Origin of the sequence: Streptococcus oralis (assembly GCF_003944215.1) — a bacterium.
Taxonomy (GTDB): Bacteria; Bacillota; Bacilli; order Lactobacillales; family Streptococcaceae; genus Streptococcus; species Streptococcus oralis_BI.
In genome coordinates, this window is record NZ_RJVZ01000021.1 from 1 (window position 1) to 22279 (window position 22279).

Sequence of the window (22279 nt, forward strand, 5' to 3'; positions counted from 1 at the left end):
GATAAAGGACGATTGACGTTTTGTATATAACTTGTCAGACGGAAACTCCATATTAGCAAAATATTTTGAAATCTTTGCTATTGATTTTTTTTCCTTTTCTAAATCATCCTTGTTTTTATGTGAATAGACCCAATTTTTCTTTGCTTTCAAACAAAACTCTTTAAAAATACCGTCTTGAGGCTTAAATCCAATAGCTCCATCCCCATTTGATACCGGTCTCAAACCCTCTACAAAATCTGTATAATCATAGGAAGGGTGAAATTGTACAAAGCCGATTTGATCTTCATTACCACCAGTTAGCTCTGCCGCTATTTCTTTAGCAAGATAAGTTTTTCCTGTACCAGGTGCGCCACGGAGGATAAGGTTTTTGGATTGTAACAAGATATTACTCAAGGGATGATGAATATTATTTTGTTCAGACATTTCTTTCTCTCCTTGCTTATTATCACTGTCTATAAAATCTTTTGAATACTCAAATAAAATACTACCCAACATTGAAGATTCTAGTTCAGGATATGTTTTAGAAAACAGTTTACAAATCTCATGATTCTGACGATAGGGCCCTCCTTGATTACTTTGGAGAATCAACCTATTCCAAAATTCATTTTGACTATTCATATTTACTCCTAAAAAAGAAGGATTCTCCGAATAAATACAAAGTAGTTTTGTGACTACCGCAGAACGCCCAATAAATTCATTCTTTGACTTTTTTATGTCAAAAATAGGGTTATTGAAATCCAACATTCTACCAGCTTGGATGATCTCATACAAATCCGATTTTAATTTGTTAAATCGGTCTTCTAGTTCTGATTCTGGAATGACTTTATTAGCTTGATCTTTATAACTCTTTGTTTTTTCATTCCAATAAATACCAAATTTTGAAGAACCTCCGCCTCCAATTCCCATAAATAAAGATTTGTATTTCCCCCTCTCAAGACCGTAGCAAAAAGAATTACTTTTAGCGCCTTTCCCAATGACATATTCATCGATAGACATGGTTAAAATTCTATCAAGTGGCCATTCTTTAAGAAATTCTTCACGTAATTTTTCATTGTGAATACTATATTTAAATGCATCTTCTCTTAATCTTATTTTATTTTCTTGGTACCAAGCATAAAAATCTTCCAAGCCAAGCTTTCTTTTATCCATCAATCTTACTCCTTTTATAATAATGTTCAAATAAAAACTATATATTTCACATATAGAATATCATATCTATATAAAAAAGAAAAGAAATTCTAAACAAAAAGCCCAGTGTAGAGACTTTATTCCCTCTTAACACTAGACTTCTTTCTGTCTTAATAATACTCACCTTGACGGTAGTCCCATGAGTTAAAGGTATCTGACAGGTGCATCATGATTTTATCAATGTCAAGCCCTTTGCGGATCACAACTGGCGCTGGTGAAGTTGAACGTGCTCCTCCTTGTTCTGGGATTAGTTTGCCGTCTTTATCAACCATAGACACCATCACACCTTGCTCGTAGCGCGTTTCAATCGTTTTATCAGGTTGGATAGATGCCACATAGTCGTCTGCTTCGATGACAAGGTCCACTGCTCCTTCGATACGTTCTCCGATACCTTCCACCTTACCACGATTTCCTTTTCCAGATGGGTTGGCTGATGAGGCATAGACCATTTTACCTTCTTCCCAAAGTTTAGCAGCCAACTGTTCACCAGCTTTACCAAACCTGATGACAAAACAGCTAGTACCACGAACGTCTGTCATAAGTTCTTCTCGGCCATCACCGTATGCTTTGAGTTTTTCAAAAGCTTCTGGTTTCCAAGGAAGGATACAGCCAAGGAGAATATCTTCGTCCCAATGTTTTTGGTAGAAGGCTTCAATTTCTGGGTTGAGTTGTGCTAAAGCACGTAGCTCGTCCATGCTACCACAAAGTACAACACCTGGTTTGTTACGGTTACGTTCTTTAGCTTCAAATTTGCGTTCAAGTCCTGCCTTATCGCTAGTCATGATAATGTAACCAACTTTTGTAGGGCATACAATGCACCCTCCCTCACCTTTTAAAATGTCATAGCCTTCTTGTGAAAGTGTTCCGTTCCATTGAATGTGTTTTGTCATAGTTCTATTTCCTTTTCTATTTTTTCTAGTCCTGCCAGTAGGCTGGTCGTTGTTTTTCATATGCAGCAATCAAATCTTCATACTGCAAAGTAATACCGATATCATCCAAACCATTTAAGAGCTTGTGTTTCCACTCGCTATCGATTTCAAAAGTGAATTCTCCAACTGGTGAGATGATTTTTTGTTGTTCCAAGTCCACAGTTACCTGGTCGCTTGGTTTCAATTGGGCTAGCTTTTCTCTAACCTCCCTAGGCTGAACAATAGGCAACATGCCATTATTGAGTTCATTATTGTAATGAATGTCACCGAAAGAGCCTGCAATCACGACCTTAAAACCGTAGTCTGCTAGAGCCCAAGCTGCATGTTCCCTCGAAGAACCTGCCCCAAAGTTATCCCCTGAGATAAGAATACTGGCTTTACGGTATTCTGGTCGGTTAAAAACAAAGTCTGGATCCTCAGTGTAGTTATCATCCAAATATCGCCAGGCATACATGAGGTACTTACCAAAGCCTTTTTTATCAATTAACTTGAGAAACTGCTTGGGAAGGATTTGGTCGGTGTCAATGTTATCATTCATAAGAGGAACGGTCGTTCCCGTATAAACTGTAAATTTCTCCATATCCTCTCCTTACTGGGCCTCTGGCATTTGTCGAACATCTACGAAACGCCCTGCAATAGCTGCCGCTGCTGCCATAGCTGGACTGCAAAGATGGGTTTTAGCACCAAATCCTTGTCTGTCCTCAAAGTTGCGGTTACTGGTTGAGGCACAGTGGACCCCATCAGGAACCTTGTCGGGATTCATACCTAGGCACATAGAGCAACCTGGGTCTCGCCACTCAAAGCCAGCATCTAAGAAGACCTTATCCAAGCCCAACTTCTCCGCAGCTCGTTTGACAGGACGCGATCCTGGCACTACAATTGCTGTTAGATTGGGAGCAATCTTCTTCCCTTTTACAAATCGCGCAGCCAGTTGCAAGTCACTGAGCCGAGCATTGGTACAAGACCCGATAAAAATATAGCCTAGCTCAATATCCGCTGGCTTTTGACCAGGCTCCAAGTTCATGTAATGATAAGCTCGTTCATCATTCATATCCTTAATTTCTGGGAAGCTACTGTCAAAGTCGACGCCCATAGCAGGATTGGTTCCCCAGGTCACCATAGGAGCCAAGTCTGAGACATCCATCCGGATAACTTTATCATAAACAGCATCCTCATCGCTGACAAGGGTCTTCCAGTCAGCAACAGCCTCCTCGAAAGCTTCGGGAACGCATTCCCGTCCCTTGAGATAGTCATAGGTAGTCTGATCCGGATTCATGATTCCCATCTTGGAGCCAAACTCGATGGACATATTGCAGATGGTCATTCTCTCTTCCATGGTCAGTGCATCAATGGCTTCTCCACGATATTCCACCACATATCCTACACCACAAGCAACACCATATTTGGCAATTAAGGCGAGAATGTAATCCTTAGAATAAACTCCTTTTTGAGGAACACCAGTGAATTCTACCAACATTTTCTTGGGTTTAACTTGCCAGAGTGTCTGGGTAGCAAAGACATGCTCGACCTCACTGGTCCCAATCCCAAAGGCGATAGCTCCGAAAGCTCCGTGGGTAGCTGTGTGGCTGTCTCCACAGACGATGAATTTTCCTGGTTGGGTCCGTCCTGTCTCTGGACCTACCATGTGAACGATTCCCTGCTTTTCAGAACCGTGAGCAGCATGTTCAATCCCAAACTCCTCAACATTTTCAGCGAGCTTATCAATTTGAGCCTTAGAAATAACATCTCGAATATCGTAGATATTGACCGTTGGTACATTGTGGTCAAAGGTTCCAAATGTCAAGTCGGGCCGTCTCAATCTGCGCCCCGCATCTCGTAATCCTTGAAAAGCTTGGGGACTGGTCACTTCATGAATATAGTGCTGATCCACATACATGAGTTGGGGTTGTCCTTCTTCTCCTGTGATGACATGGCGGTCCCATAATTTATCAAAAATCGATTTTCCTGCCATCCATTACCTCCAAATAAAATATAAGGCTACTAGTGTGGTCACCATCCCGAGAAACCAAACCGTTTTAAAATACCATTTTCTAGTCTTGTGGTGAAAGGTGATTCCTGCCAACCAGGCACCAAAACCACCACAAGTAAGGGCTAAAATGAGTAAAATTTTCTCTGGGACGCGCCAAGCACCTCTTCTTGCCTTGGATTTGTCAATGCCATAAATCAAGAAAATCAGCAAATTCCAAATCAAGAGGGCAAGCGTGATTCCTTCATTTATCTTCATAATCTTTCAATGATAGCTTCTGTCATTTCCTTGGTCGAAGCCTGTCCTCCAATATCTCTTGTTAAAATGCCAGCCGCTAAACTAGCTTCAACAGCACGCTCGATACGCTCCGCATCCTCATAACGTCCAAAGCTGTCTCTCAGCATCATGGCAACTGACAAAATCATAGAGATAGGATTGGCAATTCCTTGACCTGCAATATCAGGTGCCGAACCATGAATAGGTTCATAAAGACTTGGACCTTTTTCAGAATGACTAGCTGATGGCATGACTCCAAGTGTGCCAGATAGAACGCTTGATTCATCTGATAGAATATCCCCGAAGAGATTCTCCGTCACGATGACATCAAACTTAGCAGGATTGGTAATCATGAGCATGGCAGCTGAGTCCACCAACTGGTGTTCCAAGGTTACATCTGGGAAATCCTGAGCGACTTCCTCAGCTACTCTCCGCCAGAGTTTTGAAGTCGCTAGAACATTTTGCTTATCGATACTAGTAACGATTTTTCTCCGATTTCTTGCAATTTCAAATGCCTTGCGAATGATCCGCTCTACTTCCTCATAGCTGTAGTCGTTGATATCACGCGCTTTTCGCTCTTCAAGGATATGATCCCCAAAGTAAATTCCACCTGTCAACTCACGCACCACGACAAAGTCTACACCAGCAATTCGTTCCGGTTTGAGAGGTGACAAATGCTTGAGACTATCAAAAATCTTAACAGGGCGAATATTGGCATAGAGATTGAGTTCCTTACGAAGAGCCAGCAAGCCTTGTTCAGGCCGAACCGATGCTCCATCATACTGAGGACTACCGATAGCCGCAAGGAGAATAGCATCTGCTTCTCTACATGCCTTGAGGGTTTCATCAGGTAAGGGATGCCCCGCAGCATCAATACCCGCACCTCCAAAGGGGCTTCTGTCTATCTCATAGTTAAATCCTGTTTTTGAAGCTAGAGCTTCCAGAACCGCTAAACCAGCTTCCATGATTTCTGGACCGATTCCATCCCCTGCTAGAGCTACTATATTCTTTGTCATAGCCTTCTCCTTTACACACTAGGCATGTCTCGGTAGGAAACGCTACGCCCCATCTCACCTGCATTCTCTTTTTGAACAAAGGTATTAGCGTTGATGTAGGCAATAGCGGAAGCCTTTAATACATCGAAATCAAGACCTGCTGCATTAAAGATGGTTTCTGTATCTCTGTTTTCAACAGTGACCAAAACCCGAGCTTGAGCATCAATTCCATCCGTTACCGCGTCAATAGTGTAGGACACCAAGCGGACAGATTGGTTAAAGAACTTATCGATAGCGTTAAAGATCGCTTCAACAGAGCCTTGCCCTGTTGCATTAAATTCGACTTTCTCACCATCCATATTGGCTAGGCTAACGAGCGCTTCAATGTCATTGTCTGCATGGGTTTGAAGTTGCAAATCATCAAAGTGGAAGCCTTCTGGATTTTCAACCATGGTTCCAGCGACCAGAGCTCGAATATCTGCATCTGTGATTTCTTGTTTCTTGTCTGCTAGAGCCTTGAACTTAGCGAAGAGTGGTTTGATATCCTCTTCTGTAAAGTCTAGAGCCAATTCTCTTAGTTTCTCAACAAAAGCATGGCGACCAGACAATTTACCAAGTGGAAGGCTATTACTCTTAACACCAACCAATTCAGGTGTGATAATCTCATAAGTGAGAGGATTTTTAAGGACTCCATCTTGGTGAATGCCAGATTCATGAGAGAAGGCATTGCCACCAACGACAGCCTTATTTTTAGGAACTGGAATACCAGAGAAGCGAGAAACCATTTCTGACGTATTAATGGTTTCATTTAGGACAATACTGGTCTCTGCTTGGTAGTAATCTTGGCGAATATTGAGAGCCACTGCTATTTCTTCCAAAGCAGCATTCCCAGCTCTCTCTCCAATACCATTGATAGTCCCTTCAACACGTCCTGCACCGTTCTTGACAGCAGCAAGGCTGTTAGCCACTGCCATTCCGAGGTCATCATGACAGTGAGGTGAATAGATAATCTGATGATTCGTCTTGACATTCTCAATCAAGTGTTTGAAGATGGCTCCGTACTCTTCTGGCGTGGTAAATCCAACCGTGTCTGGGATATTGATATAAGACGCCCCTGCATCGACTGCTGTTTGAACGACTTGCAAGAGGAAATCCAACTCTGTTCTAGTCGCATCTTCAGGAGAAAATTCAACGATTTCAAACTTAGAACGCGCATAAGAAACATGCTCCTTAATAGCTTCTAAAATCTCTTCCTTGCTCTTATTTAGCTTATACTTGCGGTGAATCGGACTGGTAGCGATAAAGACATGGACCTGTGGATACTTGGCATCCTTTAGCGCCTCGTAACAAGCATCAATATCAGACTTGACCGAACGTGCTAGACCAGTAACCGCCGTTTTTTTCAAGACTTTAGCAATTTCCTGAACTGCCTTAAATGAGTCTGGGCTAGCAGCCGGAAAACCAGCTTCGATGGCTGAAATGCCCCATTTTTCCAACTGCCTTGCAATGGCAATTTTTTCCTTGATTGAAAAGTTAACACCAGGTGTCTGCTCTCCATCCCGAAGGCTGGTATCTAGAAATTCAACTCTACGCATGAGAATTCCCCCTTCAAAATTTCAGTATAGAAAAAACATCTCGCTCAGAAACCCAAGCGAGATGTTGATTTACTCCCGCTTGGTAAGCCAAACAGGACTAATGCTTTTACACTAGCCCGAGTACCTCAACAACAAAGCAAATTGATTAAACTTAGCTGTTTTCATGTTTGACTTTCTCCTTCGTTTGATGTCTTGTTAAGTATTTTAGCATAGGAAAAATCTCTTGTCAAGAAAAAATCCAATATTTTCTGAAAATTTCTTCAGTAAAGAATATTTTGCTAATTGAAAGTATTTGAAAACACAAGGGAATTTCCTTACTTTTTCAAAGTCAAATTCCAACTGATTTCTAGCAAATCTAGAACGTCATCATCAGATAAACTATCATCAAGAGTAAGACTAATCCAGTAGCGTTTGTTCATATGAAAGGCTGGATAAATGCCCTTATATGAAAGCAAGTCCGCCACTTGATCGTGTTTGAGGTTGACAGCTTCGACTAGCCCTTCTCTCCCCTTATCTAACTTATCCCATGGGATTCTCATCAAAACAGCATACCACTTTTGATTGTCTTCATGGCGCAATACAGCTGTATCAGGCGATTTTTCCCACAAATACTCCAATTGATTACCATACTTTTCCTGAACTTGAGCCATGATACGCTTAGTCTGAGGACAGATAAAATCCTGCACATCAAAGCAAGCCTTCCGAATTTGGTAGAGAATCTCCATACAAGCTTGACGGACACTTCCTACAAAACTACCTCTCATGCTTTCCATATGGACTTGAGGATAGAGGTCACCAGTCTCCCGATCAAAAACTTGAAAGCTCACATTATCCGTTGTGATGGACACAGTCACGACAAAGTCTCCATCCAAAATTTGAAAACTGTGGGTCCAGACTTCCTCATTTTCCACAAAACCATAGGCATGAGCTTTATCTTGATTAAACTGATAGGATTTAAATATTTCAAACATAAGTGAAAACTGCTACCCAAAGCTAGCAGTTCCTTTCTATTTTTTTAAAAGACAACCTTGGTACCATGCAATTGTGTCACACCTAGCTGGTCAATAAAGGTTTGACGGTTGTCCAAGTCAATCCCCCCACCTGGCAGAATTTCAATTTTACCTTTAGCATGTTCCAAAATTCTGTGATAGTGAGCAAAACGTTTTTCTAGCGAGTCTCCAGATACTCCAGCACGAGTCAAGATACGAGTGACACCAGCTTGGCTAAGCCAGTCAATAGCTTCCAACTGGTCTTCATCACTCAATTCATCAAAGGCCATGTGGAAGACAATTTCCATTCCTTTAGATGTAGCAATCAGCTTCTCAAGATTAGCCTTGTCCAACTTCTTATCAGCAGTTAAAGCACCAAAGACGACCCCTTGGCTACCTGCTTGAGCAGTTAAACGAATGTCTTCTAGCATGATTGCAATTTCCAGATCTTGATAGACAAAGTCGCCACCACGTGGACGAATCATAGTCATAATGGTGCTATCGTAGTTAGCTGCCAGTTCAACCGCTGCCTTGGTCACTCCATAACTAGGTGTTGTCCCACCAACTGCTAGATTATCACAGAGCTCGATTCGACGAGCTCCAGCCTGCATCGCTTTTTCAAGCAAGGTCACATTTTCAGCACAAAATTCGTAAATCATTTGATTCTCCTTGATGTTTTCTTTAAATTTATTATATCATATTATTTGAATATGCTTTCATTTTTATCAAGGCAAATAACTATTATTTTTATCTATTCTTTGTCAGGAATGACTTTAAAGAGATAGTAGGTGATAAAGATAGTCAAGGCTCCCAGACCGATTTTGACTGGCAAAAGAGGGGCAAGATAAATGGAAATCCCCATCAAGATATAGATAGATACGATGATTTTTTTCTTACGTTCTCGCGCGATAGACTTGGTTTCCCGAAAGTCAGCTACATAAGTCTGATAGAGCTTGGTATGATAAAGCCAATCTTCAAAACGCTTAGAAGATTTTGAAAAGCAAGCGATAGCTAACAAAAGAAAGGGGGTTGTTGGTAAAAGTGGTAAGACAACTCCAATAACAGCTAAAGCCAATGAAATAAAGCCAATACAGAAATAAATAATGCGCATGTCTTCTCCTAATAAAATAATCTTCTACTAGTTTCCCACAAAATGAGGAAATTTGTCAAGCTTAAACTAAAAAGAGCCTAAAATTCATTTTCAGGACTCTTCATTTTATTTAATCTTTTCCTCTTCGTAGTCACCATTACTACATACAATCTGCTTGCCACCACCACGGACTTTTTTCTCCACAAGGAAATGTCCGCATTTTGGACAGTCACGGCCAATTGGTTTGTCCCATGAAGTAAATTCACATTCTGGATAGCGATTGCAACCATAGAAGATACGATTGCGCTTGGTTTTGCGTTCAATGATTTGTCCTTGATGGCAGCTTGGACACTCGACTCCAATCTCTTTGACAATTGCTTGAGTGTGACGGCAGTCTGGGAAGTTGCTACAAGCATAGAATTTACCAAAACGTCCTAGCTTAATCACCATTGGACTACCACAAACTTCACAGTCAAATCCAGCTGGCTCATCCTTAATCTGGATTTTTTCCATTTCAGCTTCAGCCTTGGCTACTTCTTTGGAGAATGGTTTGTAAAATTCGTCAATAACACGTTGCCACTGCTCTTTTCCTACTTCGACATCATCCAGTTTTCCTTCCATCTCAGCTGTGAAGGTCACGTTGACGATGTCTGGGAAATATTCAACGATGAGCTTGTTAACAATTTCTCCTAATTCTGTTGGTTCAAAGCGTTTAGCAGCCAGACGAACGTAGTAACGTTTTTGGATGGTTTCAATGGTCGGAGCGTAGGTTGACGGACGGCCAACTCCATTTTCTTCCAAGGTCTTGATAAGAGTCGCTTCCGAATAGCGAGCTGGCGGTTGAGTGAAATGTTGTTCTGGCTTGCTATTGACTTGCTTGACCACATCTCCAACAGCCATATCTGGCAACATCTTGTTCTTGTCAGAGTCATTGTAGATAGCAAGATAACCATCAAACTTAACTTGACTTCCATTTGCCGCAAACTGAACCCCATTTTGAGAAAGCTTAACAGCCATGGTATCAAATATAGCACCTGTCATCTGGCTGGCCACAAAACGGTTCCAGATAAGGGTATAGAGCTTAAGCTGGTCTTTGTCCAAGTACTTAGCGATGCTTTCAGGTGTGTTAAAGACACTTGAAGGACGAATGGCTTCGTGGGCATCCTGAGCACCTGAGGCGTTCTTGACCTTGCTACCATGCTTGGAATACTTGCTACCAAAACGGTCGTTAATGTAGCTTGCCGCTTCATTCTGAGCCACAGGACTGATACGAGTTGAGTCTGTACGCATATAGGTAATCAAACCTTGCACACCTGATCCGATATTGATCCCTTCGTAGAGTTGTTGAGCCACCATCATAGTCTTTCGAGTACGAAAATTGATTTTGTTAGCCGCATCCATCTGCATGGTTGAAGTCGTATAAGGTAGGGGCGCATTTCGTTTGCGTTCTTTCTTATCTACCTGATCCACTGTAAAATCTTTGCTCGATAGATGGGACAAGACTTCTTTGACTTCTTCGTTGGTGGTCAATTTCATCTTTTTGCCATTTATACCATAGAAAGAAGCCTGAAATTGCTTGGTTCCCTTCTTAAAGACACCATCAATTGTCCAGTATTCTTCCGGTTGGAAGGCATTGATTTCATTTTCACGGTCAATGATGAGCTTAAGGGCAACAGACTGCACCCGCCCTGCTGATAAGCCCTTCTTGACCTTTTTCCACAAAATAGGCGAAATTGAATAACCTACCAAGCGGTCCAAGACACGACGAGCTTGTTGGGCATCGACCAAGTCCATATCAATCTTGCGAGGTTCTTTAAAGGCATTTTTTACTGCGTCTTTAGTGATTTCATTAAAAACTACACGGTTGGCATCATTCTCATCCAAATCAAGGATATGAGCCAAATGCCAGGAAATTGCTTCTCCTTCACGGTCCGGGTCACTCGCCAGAAAGACTTTATTAGCTTTTTTGGCTTCTTTTTTTAAGTCATTGATGAGAGGACCTTTTCCACGGATATTGATATACTGCGGTTCATAGTTGTTTTCAATGTCGACCGACATACTGGATTTTTTCAAATCACGGATATGCCCGACACTGGCTAAAACCTTATAATTTCTGCCTAGATATTTTTCAATCGTTTTCGCCTTAGCAGGCGACTCTACGATGACTAGATTTTTTTTAACTGTTGATTTTTTCTTCTTTGTTGCCGTAGCCACACTATCACACCTTTTCAAAGTAATAAACTTTATAAAGTGTAAACCATTTTTCTATAGCTGTCAAGACCTAAGTCTTATATATAAGAAGAAAAGTTTATCTGAGTGAACAAATTTCTCCTTAAAATTCAAACTCAGCCAGCACATCCTGACCACTGGCAATCAGTTTTGCTCCCTCTTGGATTAGGTGGTGACAGCCATCTGAATGGCCATCTAAAATGTTCCCTGGAATGGCAAAGACATCGCGCCCTTCCTCCATAGCACGCTCACAGGTGATGAGACTGCCCGAACGCATCCTTGCCTCTGCTACAATAACCCCACGACACAGTCCTGCTATGATACGATTTCGAGCTGGAAAATGAAATTTCAGAGGTTGCTCGCCAGGTCCATATTCACTAAGTACCAAATGGTGATTACCAATGTGTTCCTGCAAACGTTTATTGGCTCGGGGATAAAAAACATCCAATCCTGTTCCAATGACGGCAATCGTTCTTCCTCCATTCTGGAGTGCAGCCATATGGGCAGCCGTATCAATCCCTTTGGCCAGACCACTGACCACTATTAACTCGTTTTCCAAACCTTGAATGACTTTCTGAACCGACTTTGCACCCTGACTTGAACATGAACGACTCCCTACAACAGCAATCTTTGGAAATTTCAATAAGTCTAGATTCCCTTTATAAAACAAGAGCGCTGGAGCATCATAAATCTCACTCAAATCCCAAGGATAACAGTCGTCTAGTATCGAGAAGGAGGGAAATTTTTGAAACTCCTTCTCCAACTGCGCATCATCTATCTGGAAATAGCGTTCCATAAAGACAGCAGGATTACGGCACCCAGAGATTTCTGCAATATCTCCTAATAAAAGTTCCTGCTCCACAGTCTCGTCATATTCAAGAACAGTTAAAATTTGTTGATTGGTCAGGCCTGCTTTTCTTAATTTGTAAATCTCATAGTTTGTAATCTTCATAAACAACTCCATTTCTTTTGCTACTCATCTATCTATTCGTAAAAATAAAAAAAGAAGAGCTGAGAATCAATTTTTTTCATTTATCCAGCTTTCATGTTTGATCGCTTGGTTCATCAAAAACACAACAAAACTCTTGAAGATTTCTCAAGAGTTTTGTTTTATATTTCTATTCTTCATCCATGCTCAAGACGCTGAGGAAGGCTTCTTGTGGTACTTCTACTGATCCGATAGCTTTCATGCGTTTCTTACCAGCTTTTTGTTTTTCAAGGAGTTTGCGTTTACGAGAAACGTCACCACCGTAACACTTGGCAAGTACGTTCTTACGAAGGGCCTTGATATCAGTACGAGCCACGATTTTATGCCCAATAGCTGCTTGAATCGGCACCTCAAATTGTTGACGAGGGATGATTTTCTTGAGCTTATCAACGATGAGTTTTCCACGTTCGTAAGCAAAGTCCTTGTGAACGATAAAGCTGAGGGCATCGACCTTATCACCATTGAGAAGGATGTCCATTTTGACCAGCTTAGATGGACGGTACTCTGACAATTCGTAGTCAAAACTTGCATAACCACGCGTCGAAGACTTAAGCTTATCAAAGAAGTCAAAGACAATTTCAGCAAGTGGGATTTGATAGATAACATTAACACGATTGTCATCAATATAGTCCATGGTCACAAAGTCCCCACGTTTGCGTTGAGCCAATTCCATTACTGCCCCAACAAACTCCTGTGGTACCATAATCTGAGCCTTGACATAAGGTTCTTCAATGGTCGCAATCTTAGTTGGGTCTGGGAATTCTGATGGGTTAGATACATCCATAGACTCACCGTCAGTTTGGTTAACCTTATAGATAACAGATGGAGCTGTCATGATGAGGTCAATGTTAAACTCACGCTCTAAACGCTCTTGGATAACATCCATATGAAGAAGTCCAAGGAAACCACAGCGGAAACCAAATCCCAGCGCCTGCGATGTTTCTGGTTCAAATTGAAGACTGGCATCGTTGAGCTGCAATTTTTCAAGGGCTTCGCGAAGATCATTGTACTTGTTTGACTCAATTGGATAAAGACCTGCAAAAACCATAGGATTCATCTGCTTATAGCCATCCAATGGGTCGGCAGCAGGATTGCTTGCTAGGGTCACTGTGTCTCCGACACGCGTGTCTTGAACCGTCTTGATAGAAGCTGCAATATAACCAACGTCACCTGTGGCCAGGAAATCACGCCCTACTGCTTTCGGAGTGAAAATTCCGACCTCAGTCACATCAAAGGTCTTGCCATTACTCATAAGCTGAATCTTATCCCCTGGTTTGACTACTCCGTCCATGACACGAACTTGAAGAATAACACCACGGTAAGCATCGTAGACAGAGTCGAAAATCAAGGCTTTGAGTGGCGCCGTTACATCACCAGTTGGAGCAGGCACTTTCTCTACGATTTGCTCGAGGATTTCTTCGATACCAATACCAGCTTTGGCAGAAGCTAAGACAGCTTCACTGGCATCCAGTCCAATGACATCCTCAATCTCCGTACGCACACGCTCGGGATCGGCTGCTGGTAGGTCAATCTTGTTAATGACTGGCAGAATTTCCAAATCATTGTCCAAGGCTAGATAAACGTTGGCAAGAGTTTGCGCTTCAATCCCTTGGGCTGCATCGACCACCAAAATTGCTCCTTCACAGGCAGCTAAAGAACGCGACACTTCATAGGTAAAGTCCACGTGCCCAGGTGTGTCAATCAAGTGGAAAATATAAGTTTCTCCGTCTTTAGCAGTATAATTCAGCTCAATGGCATTCAACTTAATGGTAATCCCACGTTCTCGTTCTAAATCCATGCTATCCAGAAGTTGGGCTTGCATTTCACGACTAGAAACCGTCTCCGTCTTTTCCAAAATGCGGTCTGCCAGCGTTGACTTCCCGTGGTCAATATGGGCGATAATAGAGAAGTTTCGAATCTTCTCCTGTCGTTTCTTTAATTCTTCTAAGTTCATGATGCTCTTCCTTTCAGGGTATCTATTTATTATAAATTGTTTTTAACATTTTGACAAGACCATACCCTGCTAGGAGTACTAATCTTCGGCAATAAAGCCATCATTTTCGATAAAGTGGTGTTCTGTCATTCCTTGGTCAGTAAAGACAATCCCATGAAGGACACCACCATAGACAGCTCCTCCATCCATGCCAATCTTGCCATCTTCTGTTATCCAAAGCTCAGCAGTACCTCGGTCTTGCTTCAGCAAACCATAAACCGGTGTATGCCCAAAGACAATGGTTTTTCCAGTATGATTTTCGGCTTCGTGGAATGGCTTTCTGAGCCAGACTTTCTTGTAATCTGTGGTTTCATGCCAATCATCCAAAGTTAAATCAATACCTGCGTGAACAAAGATATATTTGTCTGTCTCTACTACAAATGGCATTTGACGAATAAATTCGACCAAGTCTGCTGCTTCTGTCGCAACCCGTTTGGCATCTTCTACGCCATCAACGGGTGCATCCAAGGGACGACCTAGTATAGAGTTAATGGTTGTATCTCCACCATTGCGACGATAGTGGTCATAGCTTTCTTCAGGATTGTCCAACCAAGTCAAAAACATATACTCGTGGTTTCCTGATAGACAGATAGCCCCTTGATTGTCCACCAAGTCCTTGACCATTTCTAGAACACGGCGACTATCTTCACCTCGGTCAATCAAATCCCCTAGAAAAAGCAACTGAGTTTGACCATCCCAGGTTTTGAGCAGATCTTCTAGCATACCTGCTTTCCCGTGAACATCTCCAATTACATAATAGTCTGTCATTTATTTCTCCCTCGTTTGCAATAATTCTCTGGCTTGGGTAAGGGCAGCTTCTGTTACATTTTCACCAGCCAACATCTTAGCTACTTCCTCTACTCGCTCTTCTAAAGTCAAGAGGCGAACCGTCGACACCGTTGAGTGCTCATCACTAATCTTCTCAATAAAGAATTGATAATCCGCAATGGCAATCACTTGTGGAAGGTGAGAAATAGCAAGAACCTGACCATGCTGGCCAATCTTATGAATCTTTTGAGCAATGGCTTGGGCCACACGACCTGAGACTCCCGTATCTACCTCATCAAAGACAATACTGGTCTTCCCTTCCTTACGAGAAAAGGCTGACTTGATAGCCAACATGAGGCGGGATAATTCCCCACCAGACGCAACCTTAACCAAAGGCTTAAAGTCTTCACCAGGGTTGGTCGAAATGTAAAACTCGACCGTTTCATTCCCCTCACGACTGAATTTGCCCTTGCTAAAGCGAACCTGGAACTGTGCCTTCTCCATATAGAGGTCCTGAAGTTCTTGCTTAATCTCAGCTTCAAGCTGCTGAGCCAAATCATGACGAGCAGATGCAAGCTGCCCTGCCAAATCAACAAGATCGACTTCCAATTTCTTGAGCTCTGCTTCCATGTCTTCGGAAGAAAGGTTGTTACCAGTCAAGAGATTGTATTCATCCGTAATCTTAGCAAAATAAAGCAGGACATCGTCCACAGTCCCACCGTACTTGCGGGTAATAGTATTTAAAAGGTCTAAACGATTTTCAACCTGCATGAGGCGATTGCCATCAAAATCCAAGTTCTCAATAATATCTTCTAAACGCTTAGTAATATCTTCTAAAACATAGTAGGTCTCTGAGAGAGAACTCGAAATTTCACGGTATTCAGGGTCATACTCTTCGACACTTTCCATGTCATTCATGGCTGAACGAACATTGGCAAGACTGGAGAATTCCTCATTGTCCAACATACTGTAGGCATTAGTTAGCATATCCGCAATATTCTTATGATTGAGGAGTTTATCTCGTTCTTGGTTGAGAGCTAAGTCTTCACCGGCCTTCAAGTTTGTTGCTTCAATCTCTGCCATTTGGAATTCCAACATCTCAATGCGAGACTTGTGTTCCTGCTGATTTTTCTTGACTTCAAGAACTTGTTTACGCATTTTGCGATAGGCGTCAAAGCTTGTCTGATAAGCTTGTTTGAGTTCTACAAAAGCCGCATCACCAAACCCATCCAACATCTGGATGTGGAGTTGCGGACGCATCAATTCCTCCTGGTCATGTTGCCCATGAATATCGACAAGATGCTGGCCGATTGCACGCAAGACAGAAAGATTGACCATCTGCCCATTGACCCGACTGATGCTACGCCCGTTCTGTAAAATTTCACGACGAATGATGATTTCATCACCCAATTCTAAACCTTGCTCGTCAAAGAGTTCTTGTAAAGAACGGCTATTCTCAACAGAGAAAAGCCCTTCAATCTCCGCCTTTGGCGCACCATGCCGAATAACATCTGTCGTTGCACGAGCCCCCAACATGAGATTCATAGCGTCTATAATGATAGACTTTCCGGCACCTGTCTCACCAGTCAGAACCGTCATACCTTTTTCAAAATTGAGCGAAATCGCCTCGATAATGGCAAAGTTTTTTATCGAAATTTCAAGTAACATATAAACCTACCAATTTTTTACTTGTTCAAACATTTCCTTGGCATCTTCTTCATTTCTCAAGATAATCAAAATTGAGTTGTCGTCTGCCAGACAGTTGAAAATTCTCTCTGAGAAAGTATTCATCAGCTGACTCTTGACAAAGGCAGTATTCCCAGGAATGACATCCAGATTGATCATATTTCCCATGCGCTCAGAACCTACTATGTTATTCTCAGCCAACTGCAAACTTCTTACAATTGTTTTTGGCAATTCATAGATGTATTTATTGTTCTTCAAGGGAATTTTTACGATGCCCAGTTCCTTAATATCTCGTGACACCGTCGCTTGAGTGGCAGAGATACCTGCTTCTTTTAAATGCTCAACGATTTCTTCCTGTGTTCCGATTTGATAATCTGTTACAAATCTTCTAATTTTTTCAAGTCTCTCTTTTTTATTCATCTTTAAATTCTCTATGTGCTCTCTCTACAACTTTTTCTATTTCAGGGGCAACTTGGTTACTTGCTCCTTCTTCCTTTTTCAAATATGCCAGAAATTCGATGTTTCCATGTCCACCTTGAATTGGTGAATAGTCTAATCCAAGCACTGAAAAACCTTGTTCAACTGCCATAGCAGTGACAGATTCAAGGACATGTTGATGAACCTTGGCATCACGAATGATTCCATTTTTCCCAATCTGCTCACGGCCTGCCTCAAACTGAGGTTTGACAAGCGCTACAACTTGACCTTGATCAGCCAAAACACGATGCAAGGCTGGTAAGATCAGACTCAGGGAAATGAAACTCACATCAATACTGGCAAAACTTGGTTCCTGCTCAAAGTCAGTCTTTTCAGCATAACGAAAATTAAACTGCTCCATGCTGACAACCCGTGGGTCTTGACGTAATTTCCAAGCCAACTGATTGGTGCCAACATCGACTGCAAAGACCAACTCAGCACCATTTTGCAACATGACGTCAGTAAATCCTCCAGTGGAAGCCCCAATATCAATCGTTGTCGCTCCCTCCACTGACAAATCAAAGACCTCCATGGCTTTTTCTAATTTTAAGCCACCACGGCTGACATACTTGAGTTTTTCACCTTTGAGTTTTAGCTCAGTGTCATCTGGAATTTTCTCTCCTGGTTTGTCAAAACGCTCCCCATTGAGGACAGCTATAACCAGACCTGCCATGACGCCGCGCTTGGCCTGTTCTCGCGTTTCAAACAAGCCCTGTTTAAAAGCTAGTACATCCACTCTTTCCTTAGCCATTGATTCTCAAACTTTCTACTACTTTCACAATCGATTCTATCTTAAAAGGAACCTGTTGGGCAATTTCTTCCAATTTTACATTAGCTTGATCCAGAGTTTGGTTACAAAAAGCAATCGCCTCCTCCAAACCCAACAAGGCTGGATAGGTTGACTTTTCTGCCTGCAAATCCTTTTGTGGAGTCTTCCCGATTTCCTCAAAACTAGCTGTCACATCCAGCACATCATCTCGAACTTGAAAGGCCAGCCCAATCAATTCACCCACAGTTTTCAGTTTTGCTTGTAACTCTGGTGCTAATTCTGCTATGATAGCAGCTGCTTGAAAAGGAAAGGCTAGCAATTTCCCAGTTTTATTGGCATGAATGGTCTGGAGTGCGTCCAAAGACAAGTGCTGGTGTTCGCCCTCCATGTCCAGAACCTGCCCTGCAACCATTCCCAGACTACCTGACGCAAGGGATAAGTTGGCAATCAAATCCACCTTGATCTGACTTGGCAAATCTGCCTGCGCTATCAAGGCATAGGGATCTAGGAACAAGGCATCTCCTGCCAAAATCGCCATAGCCTCGCCGAATTTCTTATGATTTGTCAAACGTCCCCGACGGTAATCATCATCATCCATGGCAGGAAGATCATCGTGAATCAAGCTTCCTGTATGAATCATTTCCAAGGCCGCAGCTACCTGCGCGTGAGCTGGTTGGATTGCGACCTGCAAGGCTTCCAGAACTTCTAACAAGAGAAAAGGCCGAATACGCTTGCCACCAGCATGAATGGAATAGAGAACGGCATCTCGCAAACTAGAAGCAAACTGCTGGTCTCCATAAAAATCTTCCAAAGCCGACTCCACAAGAGCTAATTTTTCTTGCTTCTTCATTCAAAATCACTTTCTGTTCCGTCTTCTTGCATGACCTTGACCAAGGTCTTTTCAGCCTTGTCCAGCGTCGCTTGGAGCTCTTTTGACAAGACCATGCCCTTTTGAAAGGCCGCAATTGCATCTTCTAAAGCAATTTCACCGTTTTCCAAACTTTGGACAATGGTCTCCAGTTCTGCTAGATTTTCCTCAAATTTCTTTTGTTTTGACATCTTTAACCTCTAATTCTACTTGACCATCTCGCATCAAAAGCGTTACTTGGTCTTTTTTCTTCAACTTCTCAACCGAATCCACAACTGACTCTTCTTTTTTGACAATAGCATAGCCACGCGCCACAATTCGACTGGTATCCAGCATCAGCAGGGCTTCTGAAATCCGCTTGACTTCAGCAACCTTGGCATCATAAACCAGCGCCATTTGGCTACGGAGGAGCTTATCCAACTGAGCAAGCCGGTCCTGATAGCGTTGTATTTTGGTTATAGGTGATAATTGCACCAGTCGGTGTGTTCTAGCTTGGACTAATTGCTTGTTATCGGAAATCCGTGTTCGTAAACCTTGTTTTAATCGCAGTTGCAGTTGGTCCAATCGTTGCAAATAACCATCATACAAGCGCTCTGGTTGTCTAAAGATAACAGACTGACTGCATTTTTTCAAAGCCTCTTTTTTCTTAAACAGAACATTCTGAACAGCCGTTGTCATCCGTTTTTCTTGATTTTGCAAATGGGTCAAGAGATCCAACTTAGTTACTGGTGTTGCCAGTTCTGCTGCAGCCGTTGGTGTCGCAGCCCGACGATCCGCTACAAAGTCTGCCAAGGTCACATCCGTCTCATGACCAACACTGGAAATAATTGGCAAACGGGATTCAAAAATAGCCCGTACCACAATCTCTTCGTTAAAGGCCCAGAGATCCTCGATAGAACCCCCTCCACGACCAATGATGAGGACATCTAGATCCTCACGCTGATTGGCACGCGCAATATTTCGAGCAATTTCCTCTGCTGCTCCATCTCCTTGAACCTTGGTTGGATAGAGAAGAATATCGACACCTGGGAAACGTCTGCTCACGGTTGTGATAATATCTCGAATAACGGCTCCACTGCGACTGGTTACTACACCAATTCTCTTAGAAAATTGGGGCAGAGGTTGCTTGAACCTCTCTTGAAACAAACCTTCTTCTGTCAATTTTTTCTTGAGTTGTTCAAACTGAATCGCAAGCGCACCAACCCCATCAGGCTCAGCTTTTTCAATGATAATAGAGTAGCTCCCGCTGGGTTCATATACCTGTACACGCCCAATCACATTGATTTTCATTCCTTCTTCGAGGTCGAAGCCCAATTTCTGATAAATCCCAGACCAGATGGTTGCTTGAATAACCGCATGGTCATCTTTTAGGGAAAAATATTGGTGAGTAGGTCGTTTACGAAAGTTGGAAACTTGACCAGTTAAATAGACCCGTTCCAAGTAAGGGTCTTTATCGAATTTCATTTTCAGATACTTGGTCAAAGTTGTTACCGATAAATACTTTTCCATCTCCACCTACTATACATTTTCTTGCTTTTCCATGGGTATTATTATACCAAAAATATGCCTAAAAATCTCTTTTTTCATACCGAAACTAAAGGAAAAATAGAAAAAGGAGGTCATGCCTCCTCATCTGATTATTTGCTATTACGAGCTTCTTCCAAAATCTTTGCAATCTTGGTGGTCAAAAGGTCAATAGCAACGGTATTGCTGACTCCCTCAGGAATGACGATATCCGCATACCGCTTGGTCGGCTCAATGAACTGGTGGTACATAGGTTTTACCACACCCAGATATTGGTCAATAACGCTATCTAGACTGCGGCCACGCTCTTCCATATCACGCTTGATACGACGAATAATGCGCACATCATCATCTGTATCCACAAAAATCTTGATATCCATCAAATCGCGCAGGCGCTTATCCTCCAAGACCAAAATTCCCTCAACGATAAAGACATCCTGAGGCTCCTGACGATAGGTCTTGCTGCTTCGTGTATGCTCTGTATAGTCATAAGTCGGAATGTCCACAGGACGCCCTGATAACAATTCCTTAATCTGCTCGATCATCAAGTCTGTATCAAAAGCAAAAGGATGGTCATAGTTGGTTTTGACACGCTCTTCAAAGGTCAAGTGAGACTGATCCTTATAGTATGAATCATGCTCAATCATGGAAATCTTTTCATCAGGAAAATGCGATAAAATGGCTCTTGAAACACTGGTCTTACCACCACCAGAACCACCTGTCACTCCGATAATGATTGGTCTATTTTGCATGCTATCCTCCGTTTTTTTATCCGTCGTCTATTCTATCACATTTCTAGCAAAATTTATAGTCTGATTTTGGATAGATTATGGGTAACAATTCAAATCCCTACATCTCAGTTAGACTAGATAAAAACCTTCCTCGGCTTGTAGAGATTGCCCCTTTTTTCTAGAATTGCTAGCAATGTATCTCCCTCAAAGGCAGCCAATTCCTTATCCGACTGATCAAGCTCGATAAAACGACCAAAGCGCACTTCTGTAGCCTGTTCCAGACTTAGGAAAACTTTGACAAGGTCACCTGTACCAATCTCTAAAGGATAAAGAAAGTCCAGTTGCCCTGCCTCTACTTTTTCAGCAATTTCTTCCAAGCTCAAGGCATCTTCCAGTTGCAAACCTGCAGCACTAGTCCGAATCAAATGGGACATATGGGCCGCATAACCAAGCTTCTCTCCCAAGTCAACTGATAAGGTACGGATATAAGTTCCTTTGCTACATTTTACACGAAAAGTGAATCGTGCAAGATGAGCATCATAAGAAATCGGACTTGTCCGCTCAAATTGATAAATAGTCACCTGACGTTCTGGACGCTCTACTTCCTGACCAGCACGCGCATACTCATAGAGCTTGCGACCATTGACCTTGACAGCCGAATACATAGGCGGAATCTGAATAATAGGCCCAGTTAGACTAGCTATCGCTTCGTCAACAATAGTTTCATCCAAGGGCGACAAAACAGGGGTCTCTGCGACCACTTCACCACTAGCATCCTCGGTTGTCGTTGAATAGCCGATAGTAATCTCCCCCTCGTAGACCTTGCCCTCGTCCTGCATAAACTCGACCATGCGGGTCGCCTTGCCAACTGCAATGGGTAAAACGCCCACTACATCCGGATCCAAGGTCCCACCATGACCAATTTTCTTGGTTCCCAAAATCTTACGCAGTTTAAAAACCGCGTCATGCGAGGTCATCCCCGCTTCTTTTTTTAAGTTGATAATACCGTTCATCTGTTGCTTTCTAGTTTACTGTTATCTTTTAACTTTTTATCCCTACGACTTTTTGACTTTTGTTTCTTAAAATCGTAAAAGTTAATTTTTGCTTCTTGCATTAGTTTATTCAACCATGCTATTTTACTGGACATTATAATACCGTGACGTTCCCCATCAATCTCTATAATTAATTGTCCATTTT

The 22279-nt window shown here is 42.3% G+C and carries 23 protein-coding genes; all 23 read right to left on the bottom strand.

Annotated features, from left to right (window positions below; genetic code table 11):
- Positions 1-1149, bottom strand: a 1149-nt coding sequence (locus D8804_RS09280; protein WP_260472352.1) for an AAA family ATPase, incomplete at its 3' end; no start/stop codon positions are given.
- 149 nt (positions 1150-1298) lie between these two features.
- Positions 1299-2078, bottom strand: coding sequence for an L-threonylcarbamoyladenylate synthase (locus tag D8804_RS09285; RefSeq protein WP_093585545.1), 780 nt, complete (start codon positions 2076-2078; stop codon positions 1299-1301).
- A gap of 25 nt (positions 2079-2103) precedes the next feature.
- The gene (leuD, locus tag D8804_RS09290; RefSeq protein WP_093585547.1) at positions 2104-2697 is read right to left on the bottom strand and encodes a 3-isopropylmalate dehydratase small subunit; all 594 of its coding nucleotides are present in this window, start codon (positions 2695-2697) and stop codon (positions 2104-2106) included.
- A 9-nt stretch (positions 2698-2706) separates the two neighbouring features.
- Positions 2707-4089: a 3-isopropylmalate dehydratase large subunit gene (gene leuC, locus D8804_RS09295; protein WP_125399589.1), complete on the bottom strand. Its 1383-nt coding sequence runs from the start codon at positions 4087-4089 to the stop codon at positions 2707-2709.
- Positions 4090-4092: 3 nt separating this feature from the next.
- Positions 4093-4362, bottom strand: a complete 270-nt coding sequence (locus D8804_RS09300) for a DUF1294 domain-containing protein (protein WP_000700091.1) — start codon at positions 4360-4362, stop codon at positions 4093-4095.
- Positions 4359-5396 carry a 3-isopropylmalate dehydrogenase gene (gene leuB / locus D8804_RS09305; protein ID WP_125399590.1) on the bottom strand — a complete coding sequence of 346 codons (1038 nt, stop codon included), beginning with the start codon at positions 5394-5396 and terminating at the stop codon, positions 4359-4361. The genes D8804_RS09300 and leuB overlap by 4 nt, the downstream gene beginning before the upstream one ends.
- An 11-nt stretch (positions 5397-5407) precedes the next feature.
- Positions 5408-6970, bottom strand: coding sequence for a 2-isopropylmalate synthase (locus D8804_RS09310; protein ID WP_125399591.1), 1563 nt, complete (start codon positions 6968-6970; stop codon positions 5408-5410).
- A gap of 314 nt (positions 6971-7284) precedes the next feature.
- The gene (locus D8804_RS09315; RefSeq protein WP_125399592.1) at positions 7285-7941 is read right to left on the bottom strand and encodes an MmcQ/YjbR family DNA-binding protein; all 657 of its coding nucleotides are present in this window, start codon (positions 7939-7941) and stop codon (positions 7285-7287) included.
- Positions 7942-7985: 44 nt separating this feature from the next.
- Positions 7986-8618, bottom strand: coding sequence for a copper homeostasis protein CutC (locus tag D8804_RS09320; protein WP_125399593.1), 633 nt, complete (start codon positions 8616-8618; stop codon positions 7986-7988).
- 92 nt (positions 8619-8710) lie between these two features.
- A complete protein-coding gene (locus D8804_RS09325; RefSeq protein ID WP_125399594.1) occupies positions 8711-9070 on the bottom strand; it encodes a YbaN family protein in 360 nt (119 codons plus the stop codon).
- A gap of 105 nt (positions 9071-9175) precedes the next feature.
- On the bottom strand, positions 9176-11263 hold the full coding sequence (gene topA / locus D8804_RS09330) for a type I DNA topoisomerase (protein WP_125399595.1): 2088 nt from the start codon (positions 11261-11263) through the stop codon (positions 9176-9178).
- A gap of 118 nt (positions 11264-11381) precedes the next feature.
- Entirely contained in the window at positions 11382-12230 is an 849-nt protein-coding gene (gene dprA / locus D8804_RS09335) for a DNA-processing protein DprA (RefSeq protein WP_125399596.1), read from the bottom strand.
- A 166-nt stretch (positions 12231-12396) separates the two neighbouring features.
- Entirely contained in the window at positions 12397-14220 is a 1824-nt protein-coding gene (gene lepA / locus D8804_RS09340; protein ID WP_125399597.1) for a translation elongation factor 4, read from the bottom strand.
- A 78-nt stretch (positions 14221-14298) separates the two neighbouring features.
- The gene (locus D8804_RS09345; RefSeq protein ID WP_125399598.1) at positions 14299-15027 is read right to left on the bottom strand and encodes a metallophosphoesterase family protein; all 729 of its coding nucleotides are present in this window, start codon (positions 15025-15027) and stop codon (positions 14299-14301) included.
- Positions 15028-16695, bottom strand: coding sequence for a DNA repair protein RecN (recN, locus tag D8804_RS09350; RefSeq protein WP_125399599.1), 1668 nt, complete (start codon positions 16693-16695; stop codon positions 15028-15030).
- A 6-nt stretch (positions 16696-16701) separates the two neighbouring features.
- Positions 16702-17133 carry an arginine repressor gene (locus tag D8804_RS09355; protein ID WP_001034389.1) on the bottom strand — a complete coding sequence of 144 codons (432 nt, stop codon included), beginning with the start codon at positions 17131-17133 and terminating at the stop codon, positions 16702-16704.
- A complete protein-coding gene (locus tag D8804_RS09360) occupies positions 17126-17941 on the bottom strand; it encodes a TlyA family RNA methyltransferase (protein ID WP_125399600.1) in 816 nt (271 codons plus the stop codon). Before D8804_RS09360 ends, D8804_RS09355 begins: the two co-directional genes overlap by 8 nt.
- Positions 17934-18809 (bottom strand): polyprenyl synthetase family protein, encoded by an 876-nt coding sequence (locus D8804_RS09365; protein WP_125399601.1) that lies wholly within the window; start codon positions 18807-18809, stop codon positions 17934-17936. Before D8804_RS09365 ends, D8804_RS09360 begins: the two co-directional genes overlap by 8 nt.
- Positions 18806-19018: an exodeoxyribonuclease VII small subunit gene (locus D8804_RS09370; protein ID WP_000043226.1), complete on the bottom strand. Its 213-nt coding sequence runs from the start codon at positions 19016-19018 to the stop codon at positions 18806-18808. Before D8804_RS09370 ends, D8804_RS09365 begins: the two co-directional genes overlap by 4 nt.
- Positions 18996-20336 carry an exodeoxyribonuclease VII large subunit gene (xseA, locus tag D8804_RS09375; RefSeq protein ID WP_125399602.1) on the bottom strand — a complete coding sequence of 447 codons (1341 nt, stop codon included), beginning with the start codon at positions 20334-20336 and terminating at the stop codon, positions 18996-18998. Before xseA ends, D8804_RS09370 begins: the two co-directional genes overlap by 23 nt.
- A 128-nt stretch (positions 20337-20464) precedes the next feature.
- Entirely contained in the window at positions 20465-21103 is a 639-nt protein-coding gene (gene udk / locus D8804_RS09380) for a uridine kinase (RefSeq protein ID WP_125399603.1), read from the bottom strand.
- 113 nt (positions 21104-21216) lie between these two features.
- Positions 21217-22095, bottom strand: a complete 879-nt coding sequence (truB, locus tag D8804_RS09385) for a tRNA pseudouridine(55) synthase TruB (RefSeq protein ID WP_125399604.1) — start codon at positions 22093-22095, stop codon at positions 21217-21219.
- Positions 22092-22279, bottom strand: a 188-nt coding sequence (locus D8804_RS10150) for a hypothetical protein (RefSeq protein ID WP_221763057.1), incomplete at its 5' end; no start/stop codon positions are given. The genes D8804_RS10150 and truB, both read right to left, overlap by 4 nt.

Coding starts and splice junctions, on each gene's coding strand:
- D8804_RS09285 (WP_093585545.1), bottom strand. CDS start 2,078: ATGACAAAACACATTCAATGGAACGGAACACTTTCACAAGAAGGCTAT.
- truB (WP_125399604.1), bottom strand. CDS start 22,095: ATGAACGGTATTATCAACTTAAAAAAAGAAGCGGGGATGACCTCGCAT.
- dprA (WP_125399596.1), bottom strand. CDS start 12,230: ATGAAGATTACAAACTATGAGATTTACAAATTAAGAAAAGCAGGCCTG.
- leuD (WP_093585547.1), bottom strand. CDS start 2,697: ATGGAGAAATTTACAGTTTATACGGGAACGACCGTTCCTCTTATGAAT.
- D8804_RS09300 (WP_000700091.1), bottom strand. CDS start 4,362: ATGAAGATAAATGAAGGAATCACGCTTGCCCTCTTGATTTGGAATTTG.
- leuB (WP_125399590.1), bottom strand. CDS start 5,396: ATGACAAAGAATATAGTAGCTCTAGCAGGGGATGGAATCGGTCCAGAA.
- leuC (WP_125399589.1), bottom strand. CDS start 4,089: ATGGCAGGAAAATCGATTTTTGATAAATTATGGGACCGCCATGTCATC.
- D8804_RS09355 (WP_001034389.1), bottom strand. CDS start 17,133: ATGAATAAAAAAGAGAGACTTGAAAAAATTAGAAGATTTGTAACAGAT.
- D8804_RS09325 (WP_125399594.1), bottom strand. CDS start 9,070: ATGCGCATTATTTATTTCTGTATTGGCTTTATTTCATTGGCTTTAGCT.
- D8804_RS09360 (WP_125399600.1), bottom strand. CDS start 17,941: ATGGCTAAGGAAAGAGTGGATGTACTAGCTTTTAAACAGGGCTTGTTT.
- D8804_RS09365 (WP_125399601.1), bottom strand. CDS start 18,809: ATGAAGAAGCAAGAAAAATTAGCTCTTGTGGAGTCGGCTTTGGAAGAT.
- xseA (WP_125399602.1), bottom strand. CDS start 20,336: ATGGAAAAGTATTTATCGGTAACAACTTTGACCAAGTATCTGAAAATG.
- D8804_RS09370 (WP_000043226.1), bottom strand. CDS start 19,018: ATGTCAAAACAAAAGAAATTTGAGGAAAATCTAGCAGAACTGGAGACC.
- lepA (WP_125399597.1), bottom strand. CDS start 14,220: ATGAACTTAGAAGAATTAAAGAAACGACAGGAGAAGATTCGAAACTTC.
- D8804_RS09310 (WP_125399591.1), bottom strand. CDS start 6,970: ATGCGTAGAGTTGAATTTCTAGATACCAGCCTTCGGGATGGAGAGCAG.
- D8804_RS09320 (WP_125399593.1), bottom strand. CDS start 8,618: ATGATTTACGAATTTTGTGCTGAAAATGTGACCTTGCTTGAAAAAGCG.
- recN (WP_125399599.1), bottom strand. CDS start 16,695: ATGTTACTTGAAATTTCGATAAAAAACTTTGCCATTATCGAGGCGATT.
- udk (WP_125399603.1), bottom strand. CDS start 21,103: ATGCAAAATAGACCAATCATTATCGGAGTGACAGGTGGTTCTGGTGGT.
- D8804_RS09315 (WP_125399592.1), bottom strand. CDS start 7,941: ATGTTTGAAATATTTAAATCCTATCAGTTTAATCAAGATAAAGCTCAT.
- D8804_RS09345 (WP_125399598.1), bottom strand. CDS start 15,027: ATGACAGACTATTATGTAATTGGAGATGTTCACGGGAAAGCAGGTATG.